At 46.1% G+C, this 21,060-nt stretch carries 18 protein-coding genes; 10 read left to right on the plus strand and 8 right to left on the minus strand.

Going from position 1 to position 21,060, the window contains the following annotated elements:
• The first annotated feature begins 74 nt into the window (after positions 1–74).
• The 3 genes from ACJJI3_RS06265 to asnS all read left to right on the plus strand — a co-directional run bounded on the left by ACJJI3_RS06265 (position 75) and on the right by asnS (position 2,618).
• Complete coding sequence (locus ACJJI3_RS06265; protein ID WP_282932628.1) at positions 75–371, plus strand: hypothetical protein; 297 nt, start codon at positions 75–77, stop codon at positions 369–371.
• A gap of 167 nt (positions 372–538) precedes the next feature.
• Entirely contained in the window at positions 539–1,012 is a 474-nt protein-coding gene (locus ACJJI3_RS06270; protein WP_444941876.1) for a L,D-transpeptidase family protein, read from the plus strand.
• A gap of 199 nt (positions 1,013–1,211) precedes the next feature.
• On the plus strand, positions 1,212–2,618 hold the full coding sequence (asnS, locus tag ACJJI3_RS06275) for an asparagine--tRNA ligase (RefSeq protein ID WP_444897139.1): 1,407 nt from the start codon (positions 1,212–1,214) through the stop codon (positions 2,616–2,618).
• A 46-nt stretch (positions 2,619–2,664) separates the two neighbouring features.
• On the opposite strand, the gene ACJJI3_RS06280 is transcribed toward asnS, so the two are convergent.
• Positions 2,665–4,626: a GMC family oxidoreductase gene (locus ACJJI3_RS06280; RefSeq protein WP_444941877.1), complete on the minus strand. Its 1,962-nt coding sequence runs from the start codon at positions 4,624–4,626 to the stop codon at positions 2,665–2,667.
• Positions 4,627–5,309: 683 nt separating this feature from the next.
• Between ACJJI3_RS06280 and ACJJI3_RS06285 the strand changes: the two genes are divergently transcribed.
• Positions 5,310–5,687: a hypothetical protein gene (locus ACJJI3_RS06285; RefSeq protein ID WP_444941878.1), complete on the plus strand. Its 378-nt coding sequence runs from the start codon at positions 5,310–5,312 to the stop codon at positions 5,685–5,687.
• Positions 5,688–5,769: 82 nt separating this feature from the next.
• On the opposite strand, the gene ACJJI3_RS06290 is transcribed toward ACJJI3_RS06285, so the two are convergent.
• Positions 5,770–6,453, minus strand: a complete 684-nt coding sequence (locus tag ACJJI3_RS06290; RefSeq protein ID WP_444941879.1) for a hypothetical protein — start codon at positions 6,451–6,453, stop codon at positions 5,770–5,772.
• Positions 6,454–7,069: 616 nt separating this feature from the next.
• On the opposite strand from ACJJI3_RS06290, the gene ACJJI3_RS06295 reads away from it, so the two are divergent.
• On the plus strand, positions 7,070–7,324 hold the full coding sequence (locus ACJJI3_RS06295; RefSeq protein WP_444933074.1) for a DUF1330 domain-containing protein: 255 nt from the start codon (positions 7,070–7,072) through the stop codon (positions 7,322–7,324).
• 167 nt (positions 7,325–7,491) lie between these two features.
• Here ACJJI3_RS06295 and ACJJI3_RS06300 read toward each other — a convergent pair whose 3' ends face one another.
• Complete coding sequence (locus tag ACJJI3_RS06300) at positions 7,492–8,046, minus strand: RNA 2'-phosphotransferase (RefSeq protein ID WP_444941880.1); 555 nt, start codon at positions 8,044–8,046, stop codon at positions 7,492–7,494.
• Between the two features lie 74 nt (positions 8,047–8,120).
• Complete coding sequence (locus tag ACJJI3_RS06305) at positions 8,121–8,585, minus strand: GNAT family N-acetyltransferase (RefSeq protein WP_444941881.1); 465 nt, start codon at positions 8,583–8,585, stop codon at positions 8,121–8,123.
• A 224-nt stretch (positions 8,586–8,809) separates the two neighbouring features.
• On the opposite strand from ACJJI3_RS06305, the gene ACJJI3_RS06310 reads away from it, so the two are divergent.
• On the plus strand, positions 8,810–10,927 hold the full coding sequence (locus ACJJI3_RS06310) for a TonB-dependent siderophore receptor (protein WP_444941882.1): 2,118 nt from the start codon (positions 8,810–8,812) through the stop codon (positions 10,925–10,927).
• Positions 10,928–11,215: 288 nt separating this feature from the next.
• On the opposite strand, the gene ACJJI3_RS06315 is transcribed toward ACJJI3_RS06310, so the two are convergent.
• The gene (locus ACJJI3_RS06315) at positions 11,216–11,608 is read right to left on the minus strand and encodes a DUF3224 domain-containing protein (protein ID WP_413665625.1); all 393 of its coding nucleotides are present in this window, start codon (positions 11,606–11,608) and stop codon (positions 11,216–11,218) included.
• 188 nt (positions 11,609–11,796) lie between these two features.
• Between ACJJI3_RS06315 and ACJJI3_RS06320 the strand changes: the two genes are divergently transcribed.
• The 4 genes from ACJJI3_RS06320 to ACJJI3_RS06335 all read left to right on the plus strand — a co-directional run bounded on the left by ACJJI3_RS06320 (position 11,797) and on the right by ACJJI3_RS06335 (position 15,396).
• A complete protein-coding gene (locus tag ACJJI3_RS06320; RefSeq protein WP_444941883.1) occupies positions 11,797–12,006 on the plus strand; it encodes a hypothetical protein in 210 nt (69 codons plus the stop codon).
• A 365-nt stretch (positions 12,007–12,371) separates the two neighbouring features.
• Positions 12,372–13,190 (plus strand): hypothetical protein, encoded by an 819-nt coding sequence (locus ACJJI3_RS06325; RefSeq protein ID WP_444941884.1) that lies wholly within the window; start codon positions 12,372–12,374, stop codon positions 13,188–13,190.
• Positions 13,191–13,400: 210 nt separating this feature from the next.
• The gene (locus ACJJI3_RS06330; protein WP_444941885.1) at positions 13,401–14,267 is read left to right on the plus strand and encodes a hypothetical protein; all 867 of its coding nucleotides are present in this window, start codon (positions 13,401–13,403) and stop codon (positions 14,265–14,267) included.
• A 547-nt stretch (positions 14,268–14,814) separates the two neighbouring features.
• Positions 14,815–15,396, plus strand: a complete 582-nt coding sequence (locus ACJJI3_RS06335; RefSeq protein WP_444941886.1) for a hypothetical protein — start codon at positions 14,815–14,817, stop codon at positions 15,394–15,396.
• Between the two features lie 82 nt (positions 15,397–15,478).
• On the opposite strand, the gene ACJJI3_RS06340 is transcribed toward ACJJI3_RS06335, so the two are convergent.
• The 3 genes from ACJJI3_RS06340 to ACJJI3_RS06350 are packed head-to-tail and all read right to left on the minus strand — an operon-like array spanning position 15,479 to position 20,656.
• Positions 15,479–18,616 (minus strand): efflux RND transporter permease subunit, encoded by a 3,138-nt coding sequence (locus tag ACJJI3_RS06340; protein WP_444941887.1) that lies wholly within the window; start codon positions 18,614–18,616, stop codon positions 15,479–15,481.
• Positions 18,613–19,974 (minus strand): efflux RND transporter periplasmic adaptor subunit, encoded by a 1,362-nt coding sequence (locus tag ACJJI3_RS06345; RefSeq protein WP_444941888.1) that lies wholly within the window; start codon positions 19,972–19,974, stop codon positions 18,613–18,615. Before ACJJI3_RS06345 ends, ACJJI3_RS06340 begins: the two co-directional genes overlap by 4 nt.
• Entirely contained in the window at positions 19,964–20,656 is a 693-nt protein-coding gene (locus ACJJI3_RS06350) for a TetR/AcrR family transcriptional regulator (RefSeq protein WP_444941889.1), read from the minus strand. Before ACJJI3_RS06350 ends, ACJJI3_RS06345 begins: the two co-directional genes overlap by 11 nt.
• Positions 20,657–21,060: the final 404 nt, after the last annotated feature.

Genomic DNA, 21,060 nt, shown 5'->3' on the forward strand with positions numbered 1-21,060 from the left:
GAAGAACAGGAGCATTGGCGGAAATTCTGTTTTAATGGGACGGCTAATGGAACATCTACATCGGAGAACAAAAAATGTTCAGCAGACTCCGCAGCGGATTGAATTGTCTCGCTGGCTCAATGGCACTACTTCTTACTTTTGGCGCCCAGGCGACAACCATTGAAGTACCCGTAGGCACCCAGGGTGGGGAGCTCACCATTGAAGAAGTCCGTGGGCTTAAAAAACATGATGTGACCTCACGCCTAGGGGAACCCCTTGGTATTGAGGGGCCAATTGGCGAACCCGCTATCACGCGCTGGGAATACGGCGAGTTCTACGTTTTCTTTGAACAGGACACCGTCCTACACACAGTGAAAAAACCCAGCGGCTGATCTAGCACATCCCGGCAGGCGCTCAACTGAAGCTGCCTGCCTCACCCAAAGTGAAGCACCCCACTCTAGCTGCAGTTGCAAGATAATTCAGCCCCGCCCTTTTGCTGATTCGGAAAATTTATATCACAGCAACCTGAATCAACCACCTCCAACCGGAGTTACAAGCCGTGCGCTATATCGCCATTCTGCTTTTTACATTAACCACTATTGCCCAGGCTGAAGTCACTCTGGTGGAAGTGATTAAGTCCGAAAACAAAATGCACTTGCTCGATGGCGACAAGGTTATAAAGAGCTACCATGTAGCCTTCGGCGGGCAACCCCAAGGACACAAGCAGCAAGAAGGCGATGAAAAAACCCCTGAGGGACACTACACGCTGGATTACAAAAAAGAAGACTCCTCTTATTATCGGGCAATGCATATCTCCTACCCCAATGCCGAAGACCGCGCTCAAGCTGAGGCTCGGGGAGTCTCACCAGGTGGCTTCATTATGGTCCATGGCCAGCGCAATCGACTGGGCTGGCTCGCTCCAATCACCCAACGTTTTAACTGGACTGATGGTTGCATTGCCCTTACCAATGACGAGATGGATGAGTTTATGGCTCTCGTAAAAATCGGCACCCCCATTGCAATCCGCTGGTGAGACATCACCAATATAGAGGCCATAACAGCTCTTCAAAGTCCTTAGGGAGATTTTGAAGAGCTGCCCGATAGCCAAGGGACTGGATTTCCCCTCTACAACCAGTCAATATGCCCGCCGTAACTTCACCTTGGTGGGGTGGTCAACTTTTAGGCAAGCTGACAGAACACCACCTTCCGGACTAATGAGAAACCGATAGAAAATGACAGTAAAAGTCGAATCCGTAGATAGCCTATTGAAATCCAGCGGTCGCGAGGGCGAAGAAGTCCGCGTTCAAGGCTGGATCAGAACCCGCCGCGACTCCAAAGCCGGCCTCTCTTTCCTGGCCGTACATGACGGCAGCTGCTTTGATCCGATCCAGGTCGTTGCTGAGAATCACCTGCACAATTACCAGTCAGAAGTGCAGCGCCTGACTACCGGCTGCGCGGTAGATATCCTCGGTACCATCAAACCATCCGAAGGCAAGGGTCAGTCTATCGAACTGCTCGCCACCGAAGTCCAGGTTGTCGGCTGGGTGGAAGACCCGGATACCTATCCCATGTCCCCCAAGCGCCACACTATGGAGCACTTGCGCGAACACGCTCACCTGCGCCCGCGCACCAATGTCAGTGGTGCCGTAGCCCGCGTACGTAACTGTATCGCCCAAGCGATTCACCGTTTTTATCACGAGAACGGCTTCCTCTACGTGCACACCCCAATTCTCACCGCTTCTGACTGTGAAGGTGCTGGCGAGATGTTCCGGGTCAGTACCCTGGATATGGAGAACTTGCCGCGCACAGATAAAGGTGCGGTGGACTACAGCAAGGACTTCTTCGGCGAAGAGAGCTTCCTCACCGTATCCGGCCAGCTGAATGTTGAGAGCTACTGCCTGGCCATGTCCAAGGTGTACACCTTCGGCCCCACCTTCCGTGCAGAAAACTCCAATACCACTCGCCACCTGGCAGAGTTCTGGATGGTTGAGCCGGAAGTTGCCTTTGCAGACCTGGCAGATGTAGCCGATCTCTCTGAGCAAATGCTGAAGTATGTATCCAAGGCGGTACTGGAAGAGCGCGCCGATGATATGGCCTTCTTTGCCCAGCGCATCGACAAGGAGGCTATCAGCCGCCTGGAGAATATCATCGACAACGATTTCGCCCGCATCAACTACTCCGAAGCGATTGAAATCCTGGAAAGCTGCAAAGAGAAGTTCGAGTTCCCCGTATCCTGGGGTATTGATCTGGCCTCTGAGCACGAGCGCTACCTGGCAGAGAAGCACTTCAAAAAGCCAGTTATCGTGATGAACTATCCGAAGGACATCAAAGCCTTCTACATGCGCATGAACGACGATGGCAAAACCGTTGCCGCAATGGACGTTCTGGCACCGGGGATCGGCGAAATTATCGGCGGTGCCCAACGTGAAGAGCGTTTGGAGAAGCTCGATGAGCGTATGGATGAAATGAATGTACCCAAGGAACACCTGGACTGGTACCGCGACCTGCGCCGCTACGGTACAGTGCCTCATGCGGGCTTTGGCCTGGGCTTTGATCGCATCGTATCCTACGTGACCGGCATGGGCAACATCCGCGATGTAATCCCCTTCCCGCGCACACCGAAGAACATCTCGTTCTAAATAAAAAGCCCCGCAACGCGGGGCTTTTTATTTCACATACAAATCTTCAAGCGCTCAGCCCAGTTGCTGTAGCAATGATGTCATCGCTCGCCTTTTCACTGATCATATAGACCGGCACCACAATGAAAAAACCGGGGATTCGGGGGAACACCGAAGCATCCACTACCCTTAAGTTATTGGTGCCGTGAACCCGGAATTTACTGTCGACAACTGCCATAGGATCACTGGCAGGCCCCATTTTATTGGAACAGGAAGCGTGATGCCCCCAAGCTTGGTTCTTAACAAACTCACCAATTTGCTGATCTGATTGAACCTCATTACCGGGCAATAATTCCCTGGAGACCTGCTTGCTCACAATAGGGCCCGACATAATATCCCTGGAAATTTTTACCCCCTCAATAACTGCCTGAAGGTCTTCTCCCAGAGCATCATTACCCTCACCAAAATAGTGGAAGTTGATTTCCGGTGTGTCCCTGGGATCAGCAGATTGCAGGGTCACACGCCCGGCGGTATTGTTCGTATGGCCTTTCAGTACAATCCAGGAGAAACGGTCTTTGTAGTCCCGCAACGCCTGGGAGTACCCGGGAAAGTATCCGTGGAAATCGGAGGGCACTCCGAAAATAAACAAGTCGGGATCTTCCAGCTCCGGTTTGGAACGTTTAACCAGAGACAATACTGGACCATTTCCACTGTAGGGCCCCTGATTGAACCAGCCATAGCGATAGCGATTTAAACAGGGATCATTCCCCTCCCCCCAAGTGCAATCTTTAAGAAGGGCAAGATCCTCACTCATCTCACTAACGATTCCGACCTCATAGCGATCCTGGAGGTTCTCTCCTACCCCAGGCAGATCTACCAGGGGCTCTATGCCGTGATCTCGGAGCTCATGGGCGGGACCAATTCCCGACAACTTGAGAAGTTGCGGGCTATTGAAGGCCCCTCCAGACAAGATAACCTCACGATTTGCCCGCACTTGCCTCAAGACTCCGGCAGTACCACTTTCATCATGGTAAGGGTCTGCCTTATACAGGCTCGCCCCCTCTAAAAACTCCACTCCAACAGCAGTATTCCCCTCAAACAACACACGAGTTGCCAGTGAATTTGTACGAATATGAAGCAAGTTTGGGTAAATTGACTGGGTATCCAAGAGGTATTCGCGCACACTGGTACGGCGGTTTCGGCTATCTGCTGCCATAGGGGCGATAAAAGGCCCTTCCTGGCCACCGGCCACGTCCCAATGATTGATATCCAAGCGAAGATTGCCACTGATAATTTTTTCCAAAGCCCCTTCGAGCCCATACTTGGCCAGCGCAGCCTGCGCAACTTTCAAGATCGCCGGGTCTTCCAGCAATAACGCGGGATTGCCGCGATTCGTAGGCAGCCAACCATCAAAACCGTGACGGGATGGATTGGAGAAAATTGGGCGGGGCACATATTCACAACGCTCTAAACGCTCGAAATATCGCCGCATATTTGCGCTATCCCAGGAAATATCCCCTGTATCCCGTGCTATGCGGTCAAAATCATTGTTATGTGGATAGACCGTAATCAGTGCATGGTGCGTGGTACAACCACCGATAGTACTCGCCCGTGGGTAGAGGATTCCCTTCCCGGAAACATATTTGTCGTCCAGTTGCTGCTGATTGATATCCGTATAATGCTTAACAAAAAAGTCCCAGCTCAATTTGGGGTCTTCAGACGCAAAGGGGTGCCATGCTGGAATATTATGGGTGTCATCACTGGGGTCGGCAGCACCAGCTTCCAACACCAAAACAGAAAATCCCGCCTTTGCCAAATTTACCGCTAATGGCCCTCCACCCGCACCCGACCCAATAATCACGTAGTCATATTGATCATAGAAATTCCGATCCAACATTGAGAGAGCGGAAACCAATCCTGTTGAAGCCGCGCTGGCAGCAATACCCAGTTGCATCGCCCCTTTAGTAAAATTTCTACGGCTAATTTTTTTACTCGCCACTTTTTTGTCAATCGAATCCTTCTCTTCCATAGTGCTTATCCATTTTTATACGTTGTATCCGAGATAAGCATTATGCACGCCAGCTTTTGCAATTCTGTCTTGCAGGGATTGCTTTAATCTAAAACTCGACCTACTTACCAGCGCCAGGATGTATCACATGCCTAAAAGGTATATCGACGCAAGACTTCTTAAATGAAATTAAATAAACCTCTCCCATTCCACCTGGAAACTCCAGAAGAGAAGCACCTCTGAGGCATCAAATAAAAAGGCAAACAAGTTTTTAAGCTGGCCAAAACCAGAGTTCACGATTCAAAATTCAACCAACCAGATAAACCTTCAAGCACCACCTCAAAAAGGAAATATAAATAAATTTGAACAACTGCAAGGCAGTTTATTATTTTAAGCATTACAGCAACGCTTAAAATAATAAATTACCCAGTCCGGCAAGTAACAAACTCAACTCACAATGGCGGTTTTCGTGAATTTTCTACACAATCAGTCGCTGGAATATTCTTACCCCCCCTATTGAGAGCTTAAAACATTGCCCAAAGTATCAATCTGTCTATATGATGCAATCATCGAATTTGATTGCGATTTTTGGAATAACAACTAGATTAATAAACACTAAAAAATAAAAGCGATCCGATTCAACCCAAAATGCTCAGGAGCATCGGACACAAGTTTTAGTTGATGACCGTGAGAAGGAGATCAGAATGTCTGGAAAAGAGCTCTATATCACCTACGAAGAACTTTTAAAACTCGAGAGTTTTAGAAAACCTAACTCAACACCAAGAACACCACAAAACATTGATACCACCCACCTTGATGATATCGAAGTAATCATTGCCAACGGCAAAGGAATTCAAGCTCTCGATAGAGAAGCTATCAACAAACTACCACTAACAGGATGGGTTTGTAGATTTCCCGCCCACATTCACCCCCCCAAAGGGTTGAAACTCGTTCAAGTCAGCGAGCACCTATTGAATATTGCTCCGGCTAGAAATATGCCGTTGCAAAAATTTGAGGCTTTAGTCAAGGAACTCACTATCAGCGCCATCACAATATTCAAGAAGCAAGGTCGAGCCGTCTGATATATGACCCTGATTACGGCCGACTGCAAAACGGTATGCTATTGAGCTGCCGCTTTGCTATCTCTCCACTAAGTACTTACCCCTAGCCTATTAATTTCTGAAATGCGATTAGCTTCCTGATGTAAGCTCGCATTTCCGGAGTATCAAATTTCCCCTGATAACGATCAGGATCGTTGACCGAGCGCCCCTTAATACCGGGACAGCCGCCAAATCGTATTAGTGTGGAAAAAGCAGGCATTAACTGCAACTCCTCTACCGAAGCCTTGATTTCTAAATCCAAATGATCTGAGTACTCTTCAATATATCTGGAAACCGTCCCCATACCTGAAAGTGTTTGTGCACAAACCATATTTCCAACTGTCCCAAACTTGGGAAATCGATGAACTTCTTTAAAGTCCACCTTATCAAAGCTGGCCAATAGATTTTCCTTCAATACCAACTCGGCAAACTCCAGGTGCTCCCCCTTTTTGGGTTTCAAGCCTGTCACCTGGTAGTGGAGCGCCTCAAAGGGAACAAAAAGATTGCTCCACCCCTTTTCAATTTTTGAAATTGCATATTCCTTATAAGCAGCTTTTTCCTGATACTTATCGATAGTCTGAAAGATTGAAAGCGCCAGACCAACAACTGCCACCCCGGCTGCAACACCGCCTATCCTGGTTACCCTTTTCAGGCCAATTTGGGTTTCATCCCATGTCTTCCCATGAATTGCCAAAAGAGCCGCGATAGCTGTAAGTGCATGCCCTAAAATAGAAATAGTCAGATCCATAAGCTCCCCCAGAAAAAACTCAAATTTCAATATGCACTAAAAATCAAATCTTGGTATCACTATCTACCGATACCAGAAAATCCCAACACAGTAGATACACGCCACATTGCGAAAATCACCGCCAAACTATCTGTTTTCATTAATGGGCAGGAACAAATAGAAAGATACACTTACTCAGAAAAGCTAATCAATAAGTTAAAATTACTATTTTTAGACGGGAGCCTTATAAGAAACCCAAAACAAAACAATCGTACCCATTTGGGCTCACCTCATCGCACAGAATTAAATAGCAATATACGGAGCTTGTACTTTTCCTGTGGATTTAATTAGAAAGTAGGCAGGGCAATAAGGGACAAAGATTGACTCACAAGATAGCGTTTTACTAACCATACTATTTAAGTCAAACCCCTTGACTCCATACCATTAATAAAGTTAAAGGCCAATTATAACAACCGGCCCCCAACTACCTGCCAAATATCTCCTTTACGACCCAAAGGCTACTATTGGGAACCTTTTTAAAACTTGACCCCGAATAGCTAACTACTATAACTATTCACAAGGTTGTATAACACGCAGCATCTACTGACCAACTGGTATCCATATGATACATCTATTTATGCACGCGAATGTTAAGGACTTCAACGAATGGCACAGAGTGCTAGAAGAGTTCATGCCTATAGTGAAGCAAATGGGCGCTACAGCTACATCTGTATATCGAGAAATTGACAACCATCACAATGTAACAGTGATCCATGAGTTTCCTTCGAAGGAGCATGCTATCAAGTTTGTCAATAGTAGTGAGCTTGAAGAATCTAGAAAAAAGGCTGGCGTGCTTGTAACTCCAAAAATTTGGTATACAGAAAAATTATAATTATTCCTTATTATGGCACAAAAATTTATAAAGCTATCTTCACCTCCAATAGGCCTATCCATTCAAGGGGTGTATCTTGATCAATGGCTCTTCCTTTATAAATAAGCTGACTCTAGAGTATCCCTCCACTAACAGTACCCATACAACAATACTGACAATCCCTACCTTTAAAGTAACTTCATATACTTGACTGGCACATGATCAACCAGCCACACATTATTAGCAGAGCGATAAAAATCGAAACCATCTCGATGCATGGATTTAGCCTCCACCCTTACCAGTACGGGCTTGCCATACCTGGCCCCAACAGATCGAGCAACTGCCTCGGATTCCGACAGGTGAACATGATGCCTTTGCATTTTCTTCAGTCCTTGCGCGAGGATATCTTCAACAAAACGCTCTGCAGTGCCATGGAGAAGCGCACCTGGTGGCTCAAGGGGGCTTAAATGTAAATTAATATCTACAGAATGTCCCTGATTGGCTCTGATAGAAAGGCCATCATCACTTATAGAAAACCGCTGCTTATCATTGGTTTCCACAACGACAGAAACCAAATCCCTGTTTAGCTCAAAGTCTACAGTTTTCTGAATCAACTCATCAACTGCCACCCATCCATTCTCATCCATAAACAAGCCGATGGCTTCAGGCTTATGCCTGAGCAGGTAGCTGAAGTATTTTGATATCCTACTCAGCTCTCTACTGAATTCAGTATCTCTGTTCAATTCTAATATTCCACAACTAAGAATATAACTCGAAATTTTATGATGGGGCATTCACCTTGGCGAAAATGTACTCATCAAAATAAATACCCCCTTTTTTTTACTGAGCAGCTTAAAGTCCCTTCATGCTTATACCCCGCCTTCTGTAAAACCTTCACTGATCCGACATTTCCAGAAAAGACAGAGGCATAAAGCCTGACAATATTTTGTGAAGAAAAAATCTCACGAGTAAACTGAGTCAAAGCAATAGTAGCAATTCCTCTCCCCCAAAATTCTCGCGCAACCCAATATCCAACCTCACCGGAGTGAGAATGCTCAAACAGCTGCTCGCGCATACTTATAATCCCGCAAAAGGCCCCTCTGTACTCTATTGCCTTTACAACCCCTTCCTTCTTACAACCTTTATCAACCCACCAAGCAGCATCTTCCAATGTATAAGGGTGAGGAATTCTCGATGACAAATACTTAAACACAGACTCATCATTTAAGTACTCAACCAGTAGTGCTTCATCATTCTTTTCAATATTTCTTAATTCAATCATTCGTACAAACCATCAATTCCTTAACCTATTACTGACACCCTTTCAAGGAAAATCAATGCTTTGTTGACGGCTAGGGTTCTAAGCTATCAACTCTTCCTACCTAATCTCCAGTCGGCACAATAGCTTTTTAGCTTCCTACGACTGTTTCACATTTATTACTACATCTCAAAAATGACAGCCATTATCAATTATAATCGACCCTATTTGTACGGAATTCTATCAATATGTACCCTCAACAACTCAACTTGGCAGTATGGGCCTCACTAGCCCCTGCTGCGTTGGTGTCTGCCCAGGAAATAACTCAAACGGTAGAAGAAGTTGAAGTTATTGGTAGAGCCCAACAATTTTATCTGGACTCTCATACACAAGCTGGAACTAAAGCAGACGCAGACTTATTAAATATTGCGATGTCTGCTCAGGTACTAAGTGAACAGCTCATTGAAGACCAGGCTGCCCGCGATATCACTGACTTGTACCGCTCCATCGCAGGAGTTAGTGAATTCAGCTATTCCGGAGTCACATTTCGGGGATTTCGAGACAATAAAAATATATTTTACGATGGAGTCCGCGGCGATCCCTATTCAGGGTTTAGTGTGCCTCAAGTATCAAATGTAGCGCGCATCGAGGTACTAAAAGGGCCATCCTCCGCCCTCTATGGCGGCGGTGAGCCCGGAGGGATGATTAACTACACCTCCAAGAGGCCAACCTTCGATGAGCGTCGTGAATTAACAGTCACCTCCGGAAGCGAATCGCTAAAAGGAGCTTCTATCGAGCTAACAGGCGGTGTAATTGAAAATATCGCCTATCGTTTAGGAGGATTCTATGAATCTCAAGATAGCTTTCGCAATAATGCGAACAGCGAGAACATTGAACTTGCCGGGGGACTACTATTTGACCTCTCAGCAGGCACTCACTTGACGACCACCTTCGAGCACATAGAACAAAACCTAGGCGGTAACCGCTTGCGCGGCGTACCCGTTAATGATGACGGCAAATTCCTGGTAGATCCTTCCTACAACACCAACGAAAAAGCTGATTATCAAAACCTAAAAGCCTTGGTTCTTCGAACTAAAGTCAAGCATAAGGTGACAGATAGCCTGAACTTTAACGCAACATTGCGTTACATGGAAAATGAAAGGGAGCAGGCTTATCACGAATCACGCGGTTGGGTAGACATCAATGGTGATGGAATGGCCAATGCTGAAGATGGAACCATCCGCCGTGAGTACCGCGATCAGTACCGGGCAAATGAAGAGCTGAGCCTTACTTTGGATTTTGTGTATGACACAGACATTTCAGGTATGAATCATCAGATTTTGCTTGGTGGTGACTATCATGATGTTGATACAAAATATGACTATTGGCGAGCGCGCCCTGGAGCAGACGGTGTTACAAACCTCAACATCTACGAACTCAACTACGGCATAACTGACCCGTCAACTTACAACCTTATCAATATGAATAAGGATGGTACGGCCAGCATCCGTACCAGCATTTATATCCAGGATACTGTGGAATTGACCAATCAGTGGTTCTGGATGCTAGGTGCGCGCCTTGATCAGTTCGATGAAACTGAAAAAGAAAGCGGCAATAGCTACAAAGATAATGATGCAAGCTACCGTACAGGCATCACTTATAAGCCCGTAGATACACTATCCCTCTATGCAAATTACTCCCAGAGCTTTAATCCGGTGAGCGCAGACGACTTTGAGGGCGGCGCCGAGGAGCTTGAACCCAGTACTGGCAGTCAAGTGGAGATTGGTGTGAAGAAGGAATGGCTGGATGGGCGTATCCTGACCACTCTAGCCTTCTATCAGATAAAAAAAGCAAATATGGCCCAAAGTAACCCCGCCTATATCAGTGCCGATGAGACCCCGAATGAAGCCGAAATTATCAACCTCGGGCAGGTTCAAAGTGGTGGAAGCGAGTTCACCTTAGTCGGTGACATAACTGAGAGACTCAGCATAACAGCTAATTATGCGTACAACGATACGTATATCGCTGAGGGTGACTCACGCAATGTGTCAGACTCAGGTCAGTTCGTAAATGCACCCAAGCACCAAGCAGGCTTGTGGGCCCGCTATGACCTCAGTATATGGGACTCAGCATTTGCCATTGGTGCCGACTATGTGAGCGATCAAATAAGCTTCGATGATCAAAAAGTAAAGGCCTACACTGTACTCGATGCCAGCTGGGCAACTCGTTGGGATGATATTCAGCTGAGTATCAACGTGAAAAACCTTTTGAATAAAACGTATGCAGTGAGCGGTTTTAATGAGCGGCAAGGACATTTTCCCGGCCAACCACGAGAGCTAATCGCCCAGCTTTCCTATGACTTTTAGCGACCTAGCAATTTATCGTCAGCGGATTTCCACTGGCGATATCATCTTGTTCTATACAGGAAGGAAGTTCTTTGACGATACACTCACCAATATATCCCCGCAGACTTACCCACCTGTTCAGCCCTTCTTCTAAACTTAGATATTATGAAAACGACACTGATCCCCCAGATTGAATTTCTATTAGCAAATATTCAATCCGAGGTTGCACCTTCAATCAAGACGAGTACAGACCGTATAAATTTCGATCGAATAACCTCTCCATGACGCTATACAGACAGCAAACTCCTATTAATCAAGTTGGTATTCAAAGTCGTAGTAATGAACTCCACCATCCACCTGAATAGACATTTTCCCAGAGAGTCCCACTAGTTCTCCAGTGCCAGAATCAGGCACAACTTCTAAAATAAGGAAGTCCTCTCCTTTCTTCATAGTCCCAAAGTGCTGTAAAACAAACGTGCCTCGCTTACCACCTAAAGTACCGGCAACTTGCTCTATAGCTACATACCCCGCAGATCCTTTTACGGGAGTCATTGCACTTAACATTTCTCCTCGACTTTCTCCTGAAAGATCACCGTAAAAGACTTTATTAATTGACATACGCCCCAAGCTGTTTCCTTCACTGCCTTTCGCATACGGATCCATCGGCTTTACAGTAACCTCGAACTTTCCTGAAATTTTCACTCTGCCTCCTTTTTAAAGCAGTAAAAGTCTAAATTAAGCCATAACCATCCAAGCCCTATTTGAGCCCTTAGCGTTACTTGCCAGTTTTCCATTCTAACCCACAACACTGTATGCATATACACAAAGTTAGTGAACACCTGAGTAGATTGAATTGTAAACATTGATCTCAACCAAAATAGGTAACCTTGGTGTACCAGCTCTGCGAAACCAAAGACTTTGATAAATTGAGCCAGAACCTTAAGTCCACAGCGCCAATATTTAGTGGAACGCTTATTGTTGACGCTTCCCTTGCAGAAGTATCTGTAGCCTCTTTGGCGGATTTTGCAGACACGGTAGAATCCGAAGGAGTAGAAGAAAAGGAAGCATTTCTTGAAAAGTTACTACTGAGACCTCGGTAGCGGCATTGAATGGGGCTACGGGAACCATCCATAAAGTGATGAATGTAGCTATTGACTCCGTTACCAGTGATGCACCCACAGTATTATTACTTGCTACTGGTGGAGTAGCAAGTAATAGCCACAACAGTGAAGCACATAAGAGGTGGCCCTCTACAAAAAGCAAGTTTGCTTTTGGGCAAATGTACCATGGAGACTTGTATTCAATGTCTACGAGCACATTGATCAGCTTGAGGCAAGCAACTAAATTTCGTGCTAACCTCACAGTTTAATATCAGCCTGTTAGTGTGAAGCCCTAGATGTTATTTGGTACTACGACAAACCCTAAGGGGCCTGACTTTGGCAAGTCAAAGTCGTTAAGATGTAACTTGTCCGGCACAAGGCTTAATTTCGTAAAGCCGCTCAGTAATACTTTGGTACCAGAAATTACCCCTTTAGACTCCGTCTTAGCTCTGAATCCGGATCTAAACATTTTCTCTTTGGAGGGTTTTGTTGAGTTTTCTGATAGAGCTTGGGGATTTCCTCTTGCAGAGGAAAGCTATAAATATCACGGTACGCCGCTATGGAATCCTGATATTGGCGGAGTTCACTTTACTGCAGAATTGAGAAGACCTAGCAGCCACCCTAACTTGCTTGAAGCTGCTAATTATAAGCATTGGATCGAAAGAGATATTAAAGCCTACTACGAGCCAAGCACAGGATCAGCTTTTGATGACTGGCTATACCTACTTCCTCTTTTTTGGAAAACATTTAAGCTACCCAAAACAGGCAATATTCAATGGGTAGCCTATCTCGTTCAGAATTTCTGCGGCAGAAAGGACAATCAATTCACATATTTTGTACGGAGCGCAGTTTCAACAGAGCATGATTTAACCTTTACTTTTATAGCTGCAGATCAATATAACCCCGGTGCATTCAACCTCTTCAAAAAGATTGCTCGCTTTATTTTGAACAAAATTGAAATCACACTTATCGACTCCACTGAAAAGAAAATTAAGTACCTGGAAAAAGTAGGTCTACGTGACTTTACCGAGGAAAAGTCAATCTGTCGATATGACGATGCCTCCAAAAACCATTTTGGGAACTATGAATTACTGGAAGCCCCCTACTTTTATTTCACTAAAATTGGCAAAACTATAGGTCGTAGGCTTTGGGTCGACAAAGCCTCCTCTATACTGCCTAACTGAGCCAACCTTCAAGGAAACTCAACTAGACTTCATTCAGAAACACCTCTCTGAGTGTGCTGTAGTTTTCCCTAACACTGATCAGGTAGCAAAATGTTTAGCATTACCTTCTCATAACAACTATAAAATCATAGACATCGTGGAGATATGCGCAACAGTAAAGAACCTATGTTACTTCACCACTTAATATCAGCTTAACAAAGAAAATTGTAAATGTTATTTGGAACCACAAAGAAACCTAAGGGACCGAACTTAAGTAAATCCATGCCAGTAACTTGCAACCTATCTGGCACCAAACTTAATTTCGTTAAGCCCCCCAGCAATAGGTTCGTACCAGGAGCGGTCGACTCAACCCCTGTTCTCCCACTGAACTTCAACTTAAATATCTACTCTTTTAAAGATTTCGTAAAGCTGTCAGATAATGCTTGGGGTTTGCTACTAGCCGAAGAATACTACAAGTACCGTGGCACACCCTTATGGAATCCAGAGATTGGCGGGATGGACTTTCGTGCAGCACTTAGACGACCAAATGGCTCCCCAAGTTTATTAGAAGCCAACAACTATGAACGATGGATTGATAGAAATATTAAAGCCTATTACGAGCCTGACACTGGATTATCTTTTAACGAATGGTATTATCTATTCCCTCTTTTTTGGCAGACTTTTAAACTACCAAAAACAGGAAGTATTCAGTGGGTCGCCTATATTGTTCAGAAATTTTGCGCACGAAAAGGAGATCAATTTACTTATTACGCAAGAGCGGCAATTTCCCACGAGCACGAACTAATCCTATCCTTCAGAGCAACAACAGATCAATATGAATCCGGTGCTTTTAGTCTTTTTAAAAAAATCGTTCGTTTTATCTTAAATAACATCGAAATCAAACTCACCAAATCTATTGAAATTGAGATTTCGGAATTAGAAAAATCAGGACTGCGCAACTTCAGCAAAGAAAAGCCAATCTCCAGGTACGATGACACACCAAAAAATCCTTTTGGAGACTATGAACTTCTGGAGGATCCGTATTTTTACTTTACTGAGATTGGCAAAACTGTTGATCGCAGGCTCTGGGTCGACTAAGCCATCATTTACACGCCTAGTTGAGTCAGTCATCGGGGGACCAAGCTAGGCTTTATTCAGATTCACCCTTTTGATTAAACTGCAGCTTCCCCTAACATTAGCAGGATGGCAGCCTGTTTCAGCATCACCTTCTCATAACAGTTTTGAAATGAAGTATATCGTTAATATATTCGTAACAGCATTATTTGAACTGATTGGATTTCAACAGTTAAGAGTTCGCATTAGATTCACCACTTGATATCCGCTTGCTAGCGTAATTTGTAAATGTTATTTGGCACCACACAAAACCCCAAGAGACCAAACTTAAACAAGTCTGCACCTGTAATTTGTAAATTTTTCGGTACAGAACTTCGTTTTCTGCCCCGCTAGTAAGATTCCCATGCCCGGTAGAGTAGATACAGATTCTGATCTACCTCTGGATTTTGATATAAACATACACTCTTATGAGAACTTTTTTAAAGTTACAAATAATGCCTGGGGCACCTAACCAGCAGAAGAATACGATTAATATGAAGGTCTACCTTTATGGAATCCTGACATCGGAGGAATGGAATTTACTGCAGTTTTAAGGAGACCAAAAAATCGCACCAACTTGCTTGAAGCAGCTCATTACGAACACTGGCTAGACAGTGAAATTCGAGCTTACTACTCTCCAGGTGAAGGCGCTCCTTCAGAAAAGTGGCAATATTTATTTCCCTTATTTTGGCAGATATTCAAGCTCCCAAAAACTGGAGGAGTTCAGTGGATTAGCTATGCAGTACAATATTTTTCTAGCAGAAGAGGCGACCAAATTATATATTTTTTCAGGGCAGCTATCTCACCCGAGCACGAATTAGTACTTTCATTTAGAGCTACAACTAATCAATACGATTCTGGCGTCTTTGATTTATTTAAGAAAGTTGCTCAATTCATCTTGAAAAGTATAGAAATATGTCTTGTCAAGCCTGTCGAGAGCGAACTTCAGTCCCTTAAAAAATCAGGGCTACGCAATTTTTCAGAAGTTAAACCAATCTGTCGATATGATGATGCCTCCAAAAATTATTTTGGAGACTATGAATTGTTAGAAGACCCCTGCTTTTACTTTACTAAGATTGGCAAAACTATTGATCGAAGACTTTGGAAAGACTAGCCCAAAGTACATTGCCTAGCTTATTACTACCACTTTGGGTGCACTAAGCTAGGCATTATTCTTCATGATTAGAAGGAAAGTATTAACTACTTGGCGCAGTTAGCATAGGCGCCGGTACTAATACGTCTTCGCCATCACTCTCTTCTTGAGGTTCAGTAAACCCAAAGTCCTCCAGTATTCCATAGAGCGCCGGTAGTACCAGAAGGATCAGAATAGTAGAGCTGCTAATACCAAATACAATACTGGTGACCAGCGGCACCAACACCTGTGCCTGCAAGCTGGTTTCAAATAGCAGTGGCAACAGGCCGGCAACTGTAGTCAGTGAGGTAAGGAAGATTGCTCGGAAACGATCGCGACTGGCCTGGCTTGCCGCGCTATGTACATCCATTCCTTCACGCACTCGCCGCTTCACAAACTCCACTAGCAAAATTGAGTCATTGACCACAATTCCGGCGAGAGAGACAAAACCCATCATACTGGGCATAGACATATTCTGGCCCATGATCAGATGCCCCCAAATAACACCAATCAGTGCCAGGGGAATAGCTACCAATACAATCAGCGGCTCCACATAACTGCGGAATTGCAAGGATAAAAGGAGGTAGATACCAATAGCGCCAATTAACAGGGCCCGGCCAATAGACGTACCGGTAACCTCACTATTTTTCATTTCCCCTTGCATATCAACGCGCAATCCTGGGAACTCACGGGTAAGCTCAGACAGGAACTTCTCCTGGGTGTCGCCAAGTACCTGGCCAGCGTTCGCCTTCTCAGTGAAAACATCAGCAAACACACTCACAACCCGCTCACCGTTAATACGCTGAATTCGTGCATACTCCCGATTCATTTCTATATCGGCAACGGCAATCAACGGAACCCTTTGTTTGGTAGCTGGATGGATTATGACCAACTCATCGAAACGGCTGAGTGCGCCACGGGAATCTGCATCCATACGAACCTGAATCTCGTAGGTCTCCCCCCGATATTGAATTTCATCTATCTCCATCCCTTGGTAAGCAGCTCGCAGCTGATTGGCGACACTACTGGCATCCAGACCAGAAGCATAGGTACCTTCACGCATTTTAACGGTGAGCTGCGGTTTGCCGGGACGCAAGTCATCCACTACATTCACAACGCCGTCGTATCCACGCAGCCAATCCTGCAAGCGAATGGACGCTGCCTTTAATTGATCCAACTCCAAGCCAGCAAGGCGTAAGTGGATAGCACGGCCGGCAGGACCTAAGGCCGGCTCCTTATAAAGAATAGCGATTGCTCCAGCCATATCGCCGGCAGCCTTATGCCAGGCATGGCGCAATTCATCCATACTGGTAGTACGACCTTCAGCAGCGAGCAAATCGACATTAATGGTGGCCACATGGGGGCCCGATTCAAAGGCATCACCATTAATACCAAAAGTGACACTCGTATGATTCACCAGAGGTGCGTTTTCATTTTTTGACAACTCTGAGGCGACCTGATCCAGCGCCTTCAACTGCTTATCGACTAACTTCTCCATATCAACCAAAGAGGTTCCCTGGGGCATCAAGATCCGGGCTTGTAATAAATCGCCCTCTAAGGTCGGAAAACCCTGAAACTTAACAATCCCGGACGTCATCAGACTTACCGTGACCAGGAATAAACCAAACACTCCCCCGACAAAGGCGTAGCGATATTTAACCGCCCAGTCCGCTGCGCGCCCTATATTTTCTCGCCAACCATCAAAGCGTTTAGCAAAACCCTGCTTCCAGGCGGGGATAGAGCTTTTGTGCTCAAGAGCATGACGCAAGTGCGCCGGCAGAATCAGGAAAGCTTCCACCAAACTAATGAGCAATACAGAAATCAATACAATGGGCAACACCTTGAGGACTTGCCCAATATCTCCCTTAATAAAAACCAGTCCCCCAAAAACCATTACCGTAGTTGCAAATGAGGACAAAACGCCACGGGCCACCCGCTTGGTGCCATTGATAACCGCTTCCAGCGGAGATCTTCCCTCGCGGTGTTCACTGGCAATACTTTCCGATAACACAATGGCGTCATCCATTAGGATACCAATGGCAATCAGCAATCCCACCAGGCTGATCATATTAATGGACACGCCCATGGCCGTGATCAATGCAAACGACCCCAGGAATGAAACCGGCAATCCCATGACCACCCAAAAAACATAGCGGCCACTAAAGAATAGGTAGAGAGCCAATGCTACCAGGATCAGCCCCTGCCAAGCATTGGTTATAACCATCTGCAAACGATCCGCAACTATAGAGGCGCTGTCTTGGGTTAAGGTGAGTTTCATGCCATCAGGTAGAATTTCATTTTCACGGTCGACAAAGTCGCGCACGGCTTCAAGCACACGCAAGCTATCATCCACACTATTCTTCTCAATATTGAGAAGCGCAGCGCGATGACCATCAAAAGTAATTTTGTCTTCAGCCAACTCAAAGTCATCATAAATTTTTGCAATATCCCCAAGTCGAACTTCCGCCCCATCACCACCTTTAATCACTACAAGGTTCTCCAACTCTGTAACCGTGCGGCGCTCTTCAGTAAAGCGCACCTGATATTCTCGATCTGGAGTGGAAACCTTACCGGCGGGCATATCGATAGCTTGCTGGTCAATAATATTGGCCAGGTCCATCACGCTAAGCCCGTATTGGCGCAAGTTGTAATCTGAGACTTCGATCTGGAGCTGATGATCAGAGAAACCGGAAATACGCACTATCGGGATGGCGGGGTCGCGGAGCAATTCACGGCGATAGTGTTCGGCCAGTTGATTCAATTGAACCAACGGCAGATCGGCACTGATAGCAATACTAACCACAGCCTGAGTACGCCCCAGTTCCTCAACCACCGGGCGCTCACTTTCTGCAGGAAGCGAGTCGATACCGTCAACTGCAGACTCCACATCAGCAACAAACTGGTCCATATCACCCGCTTCTTGCATTTTAAGAGTCATCAGGCCCAGATTATCTTTCGCCTCACAAAGTCGCTCATCAATAAAGCTGATTCCATCGGTGGCCTCCTCCAAAGGAAGACAAATACTATCTTCCACCTCGGCCGCCGCAGCGCCGGCATAAGGGACCAAAACCTGAACCTCAAACTTATCGATTTCCGGCATAGTTTCACGCTTCATGCCAGGCAGAACAAAAAGCCCGCTTAGCATCAGCGCAACCATCAATAAATTGGCCGCCGTTGGGTGACCGGCAAAATAACGAATCACTGCTGGTTACCTCTAGCACTAGCTGTAACAGATTGTTCATCACTAACGACGGAAACAGCCATTCCATTAATTGCAGGGATTACATCAGTCACAATAACCTGCTCACCGGGATTCAATCCCTCACGGATCACAGTGATATCGCCTTGGTGGTAGTCAATCTGTACAGGGCGGACTCTTAGCTGGCCATTTTTTACCAGATAGACATTGCCTTCATGGAGAGCGCGGCGGGGGATAGCGAGTGCCGGTGCAGCGGGAGCCAACAACTCGACGCGGGCATACATGCCGCGAAATAGCGGAGGCTTTTCACCAGTCACCGCCTTGCCATAAGGATCATCCACAGCAACCACAACGGAGAGTGTTCGACTGGTGCTATCCAGGGTTCCCCCCAAACGCACAACCCTCCCCTGCCACTCATTATTCCCCGGCCCCCCAACCAGGGTGATTCGAGCTTCCAGCCCCAGCAACATCTTTGGTAGATCTTCAGGAGTCGGTTTGGAATCAATACCCGGCCTTAAATTACGCAATAGTGGAGCCACATGCACCATGGGAAGCTCTGCTGCAATTTCTACTTGGGCGAGTCCACTTGCATCAAATAAGCGAGCACTGCCAGTAACATATTGGTTTTCCTCTACATGGACTTCACCAATAAGAGCATTAAATGGCAGGGTCACCCTGGTGCGCTCCAGGTTGTATTTACTATCCCGTACCTGAGCTTCCGAGCGAGCTATCTGTGCTTCAATCACCTTCCGGCGGGTCGGGAAAAGGGAAAGTTGGCTGCTCTGGTTCTGCACTTCCTGGCGCAAGCGCAGCATATTTTGCTCTTCAGTATCTACGGTAGAGCGGGAGACGGTTCCCTTCGCAACTAACTTTTGCTTGCGAGCGAGTTCTTTCTCACCCAACTTGAGGGTGCGCTCGGCGATTTCCAGAGAACGTTGACTATTGGCCTCCTCCACTTCCAGCTCTTGCAAGTTAGCGCGATTTGCAGCCAGGTCACTTTCAGCCTGCGCCAGGGCAAGCTGATAGCTGGTATCATCGATTTTCAAAACCAGCGTACCGGCAGAGATAATATTTCCCCGTTCCAATTCCGGAGCTGTATACACCACCCTACCACTGACTTCTGCATTGGCTTCCAGGAAAGTACTGGGTTTCACCTCTCCATATGCAATAGCTTGAGCTCGCAACGGCAGCTCCTGCACTTTTATTGCGTCTACCGTTGTTATAGGAGACGTGATTGCATCGTGTTTAGGCTCACTTTTAGTGACGTCCAACACTAAGGATACAACCACCGCCGCCGCAATCAGTACCGGCAATGCGAGCCGGCTATTCATCAGAGCTTTTATATGACTCTTAATTTCCATTGCTGACTTCCTCGCCTTTGGATATAGATTTTTTAGAAACACCTTGGAGTAAGAGTTGAACGGTATGGTTAATCCATCTCTCCCCACTTTCCTCCCCCAGAGCAAAGCCAAATTCTTCCTTAAAACGGGCGCCAGCAATAAAGGGGAAGGCGATCAAACTGGAAAAAGAGATTGGCATCAGGTCAATATCCAAATCCTCTCGCAACTGGCCATTGGACTGAAGGGTTTGCAGTAGAGCACGTAACTTGGGTATCAGTTTTGAGGCCAACCTATCGGCAAAGAGTTCGCGCATTCGACCGGATTTGGAAGCTGCTTCATCAACAATTAGGCGAGGAATCCAAGGCTCCTTGATATATAGGCGTATCATTCTGCTCATTGCCTCTCTCAACAATTCTAAAGTGGGCTCCCTCCCATCCAGCCCGGCAGTGATGAAAGCAGGGCCATACTGCATTATTTGGTTCCGCACTACCTCGATAATCAGCCCTTCCTTGCCACCAAAGTGGTAACTGATCATTGCCGAATTCACCCCTGCTCCCTGGGCAATCTCGCGAATCGAAATATCACGAAAGGCCTTATCCCGAAGTAGCGCATACGCTGACTGCATGAGCGCTTCACGCACTTGGGATTCGCGCTCAGGATCTTTTGGGCGCCCGCGCCCTCGTGTGGATGGCTTATCAGTCACAGGTATACGACCTTAATTAATCAGCTGATTAATTAAATAGGAAATACACCCATGCAACAACCCCAAAAACCGACCAGCCAGTCAGACTGAGCCAGGTTAATTTCTGATCCACAAACTGAACATCTTGGGGCGCAATACGTGGCAATGATCAAGGATTTGACGGGGGACTAGCAAAGCAGGTCGTAACAATAACCACCTGCAAGTGGCCACCTTTCGTAAATTCAGCGGTACATACCAAAACAATCCCAACCAATTAAATTGGTACATTTTCAGGCCAAATATCCAAATTTCTACTTAAAGCGACCTGAATATGAAACCAGGAAAATCATTCAGCTGGAGCAGAAGAAAAAATCGCAATCTCATCCCCTTCCATGTCCAAACGCCAATCCCAACAAGACTTTATG

It is taken from the genome of Microbulbifer maximicatervae (SeqCode), from assembly GCF_052466985.1.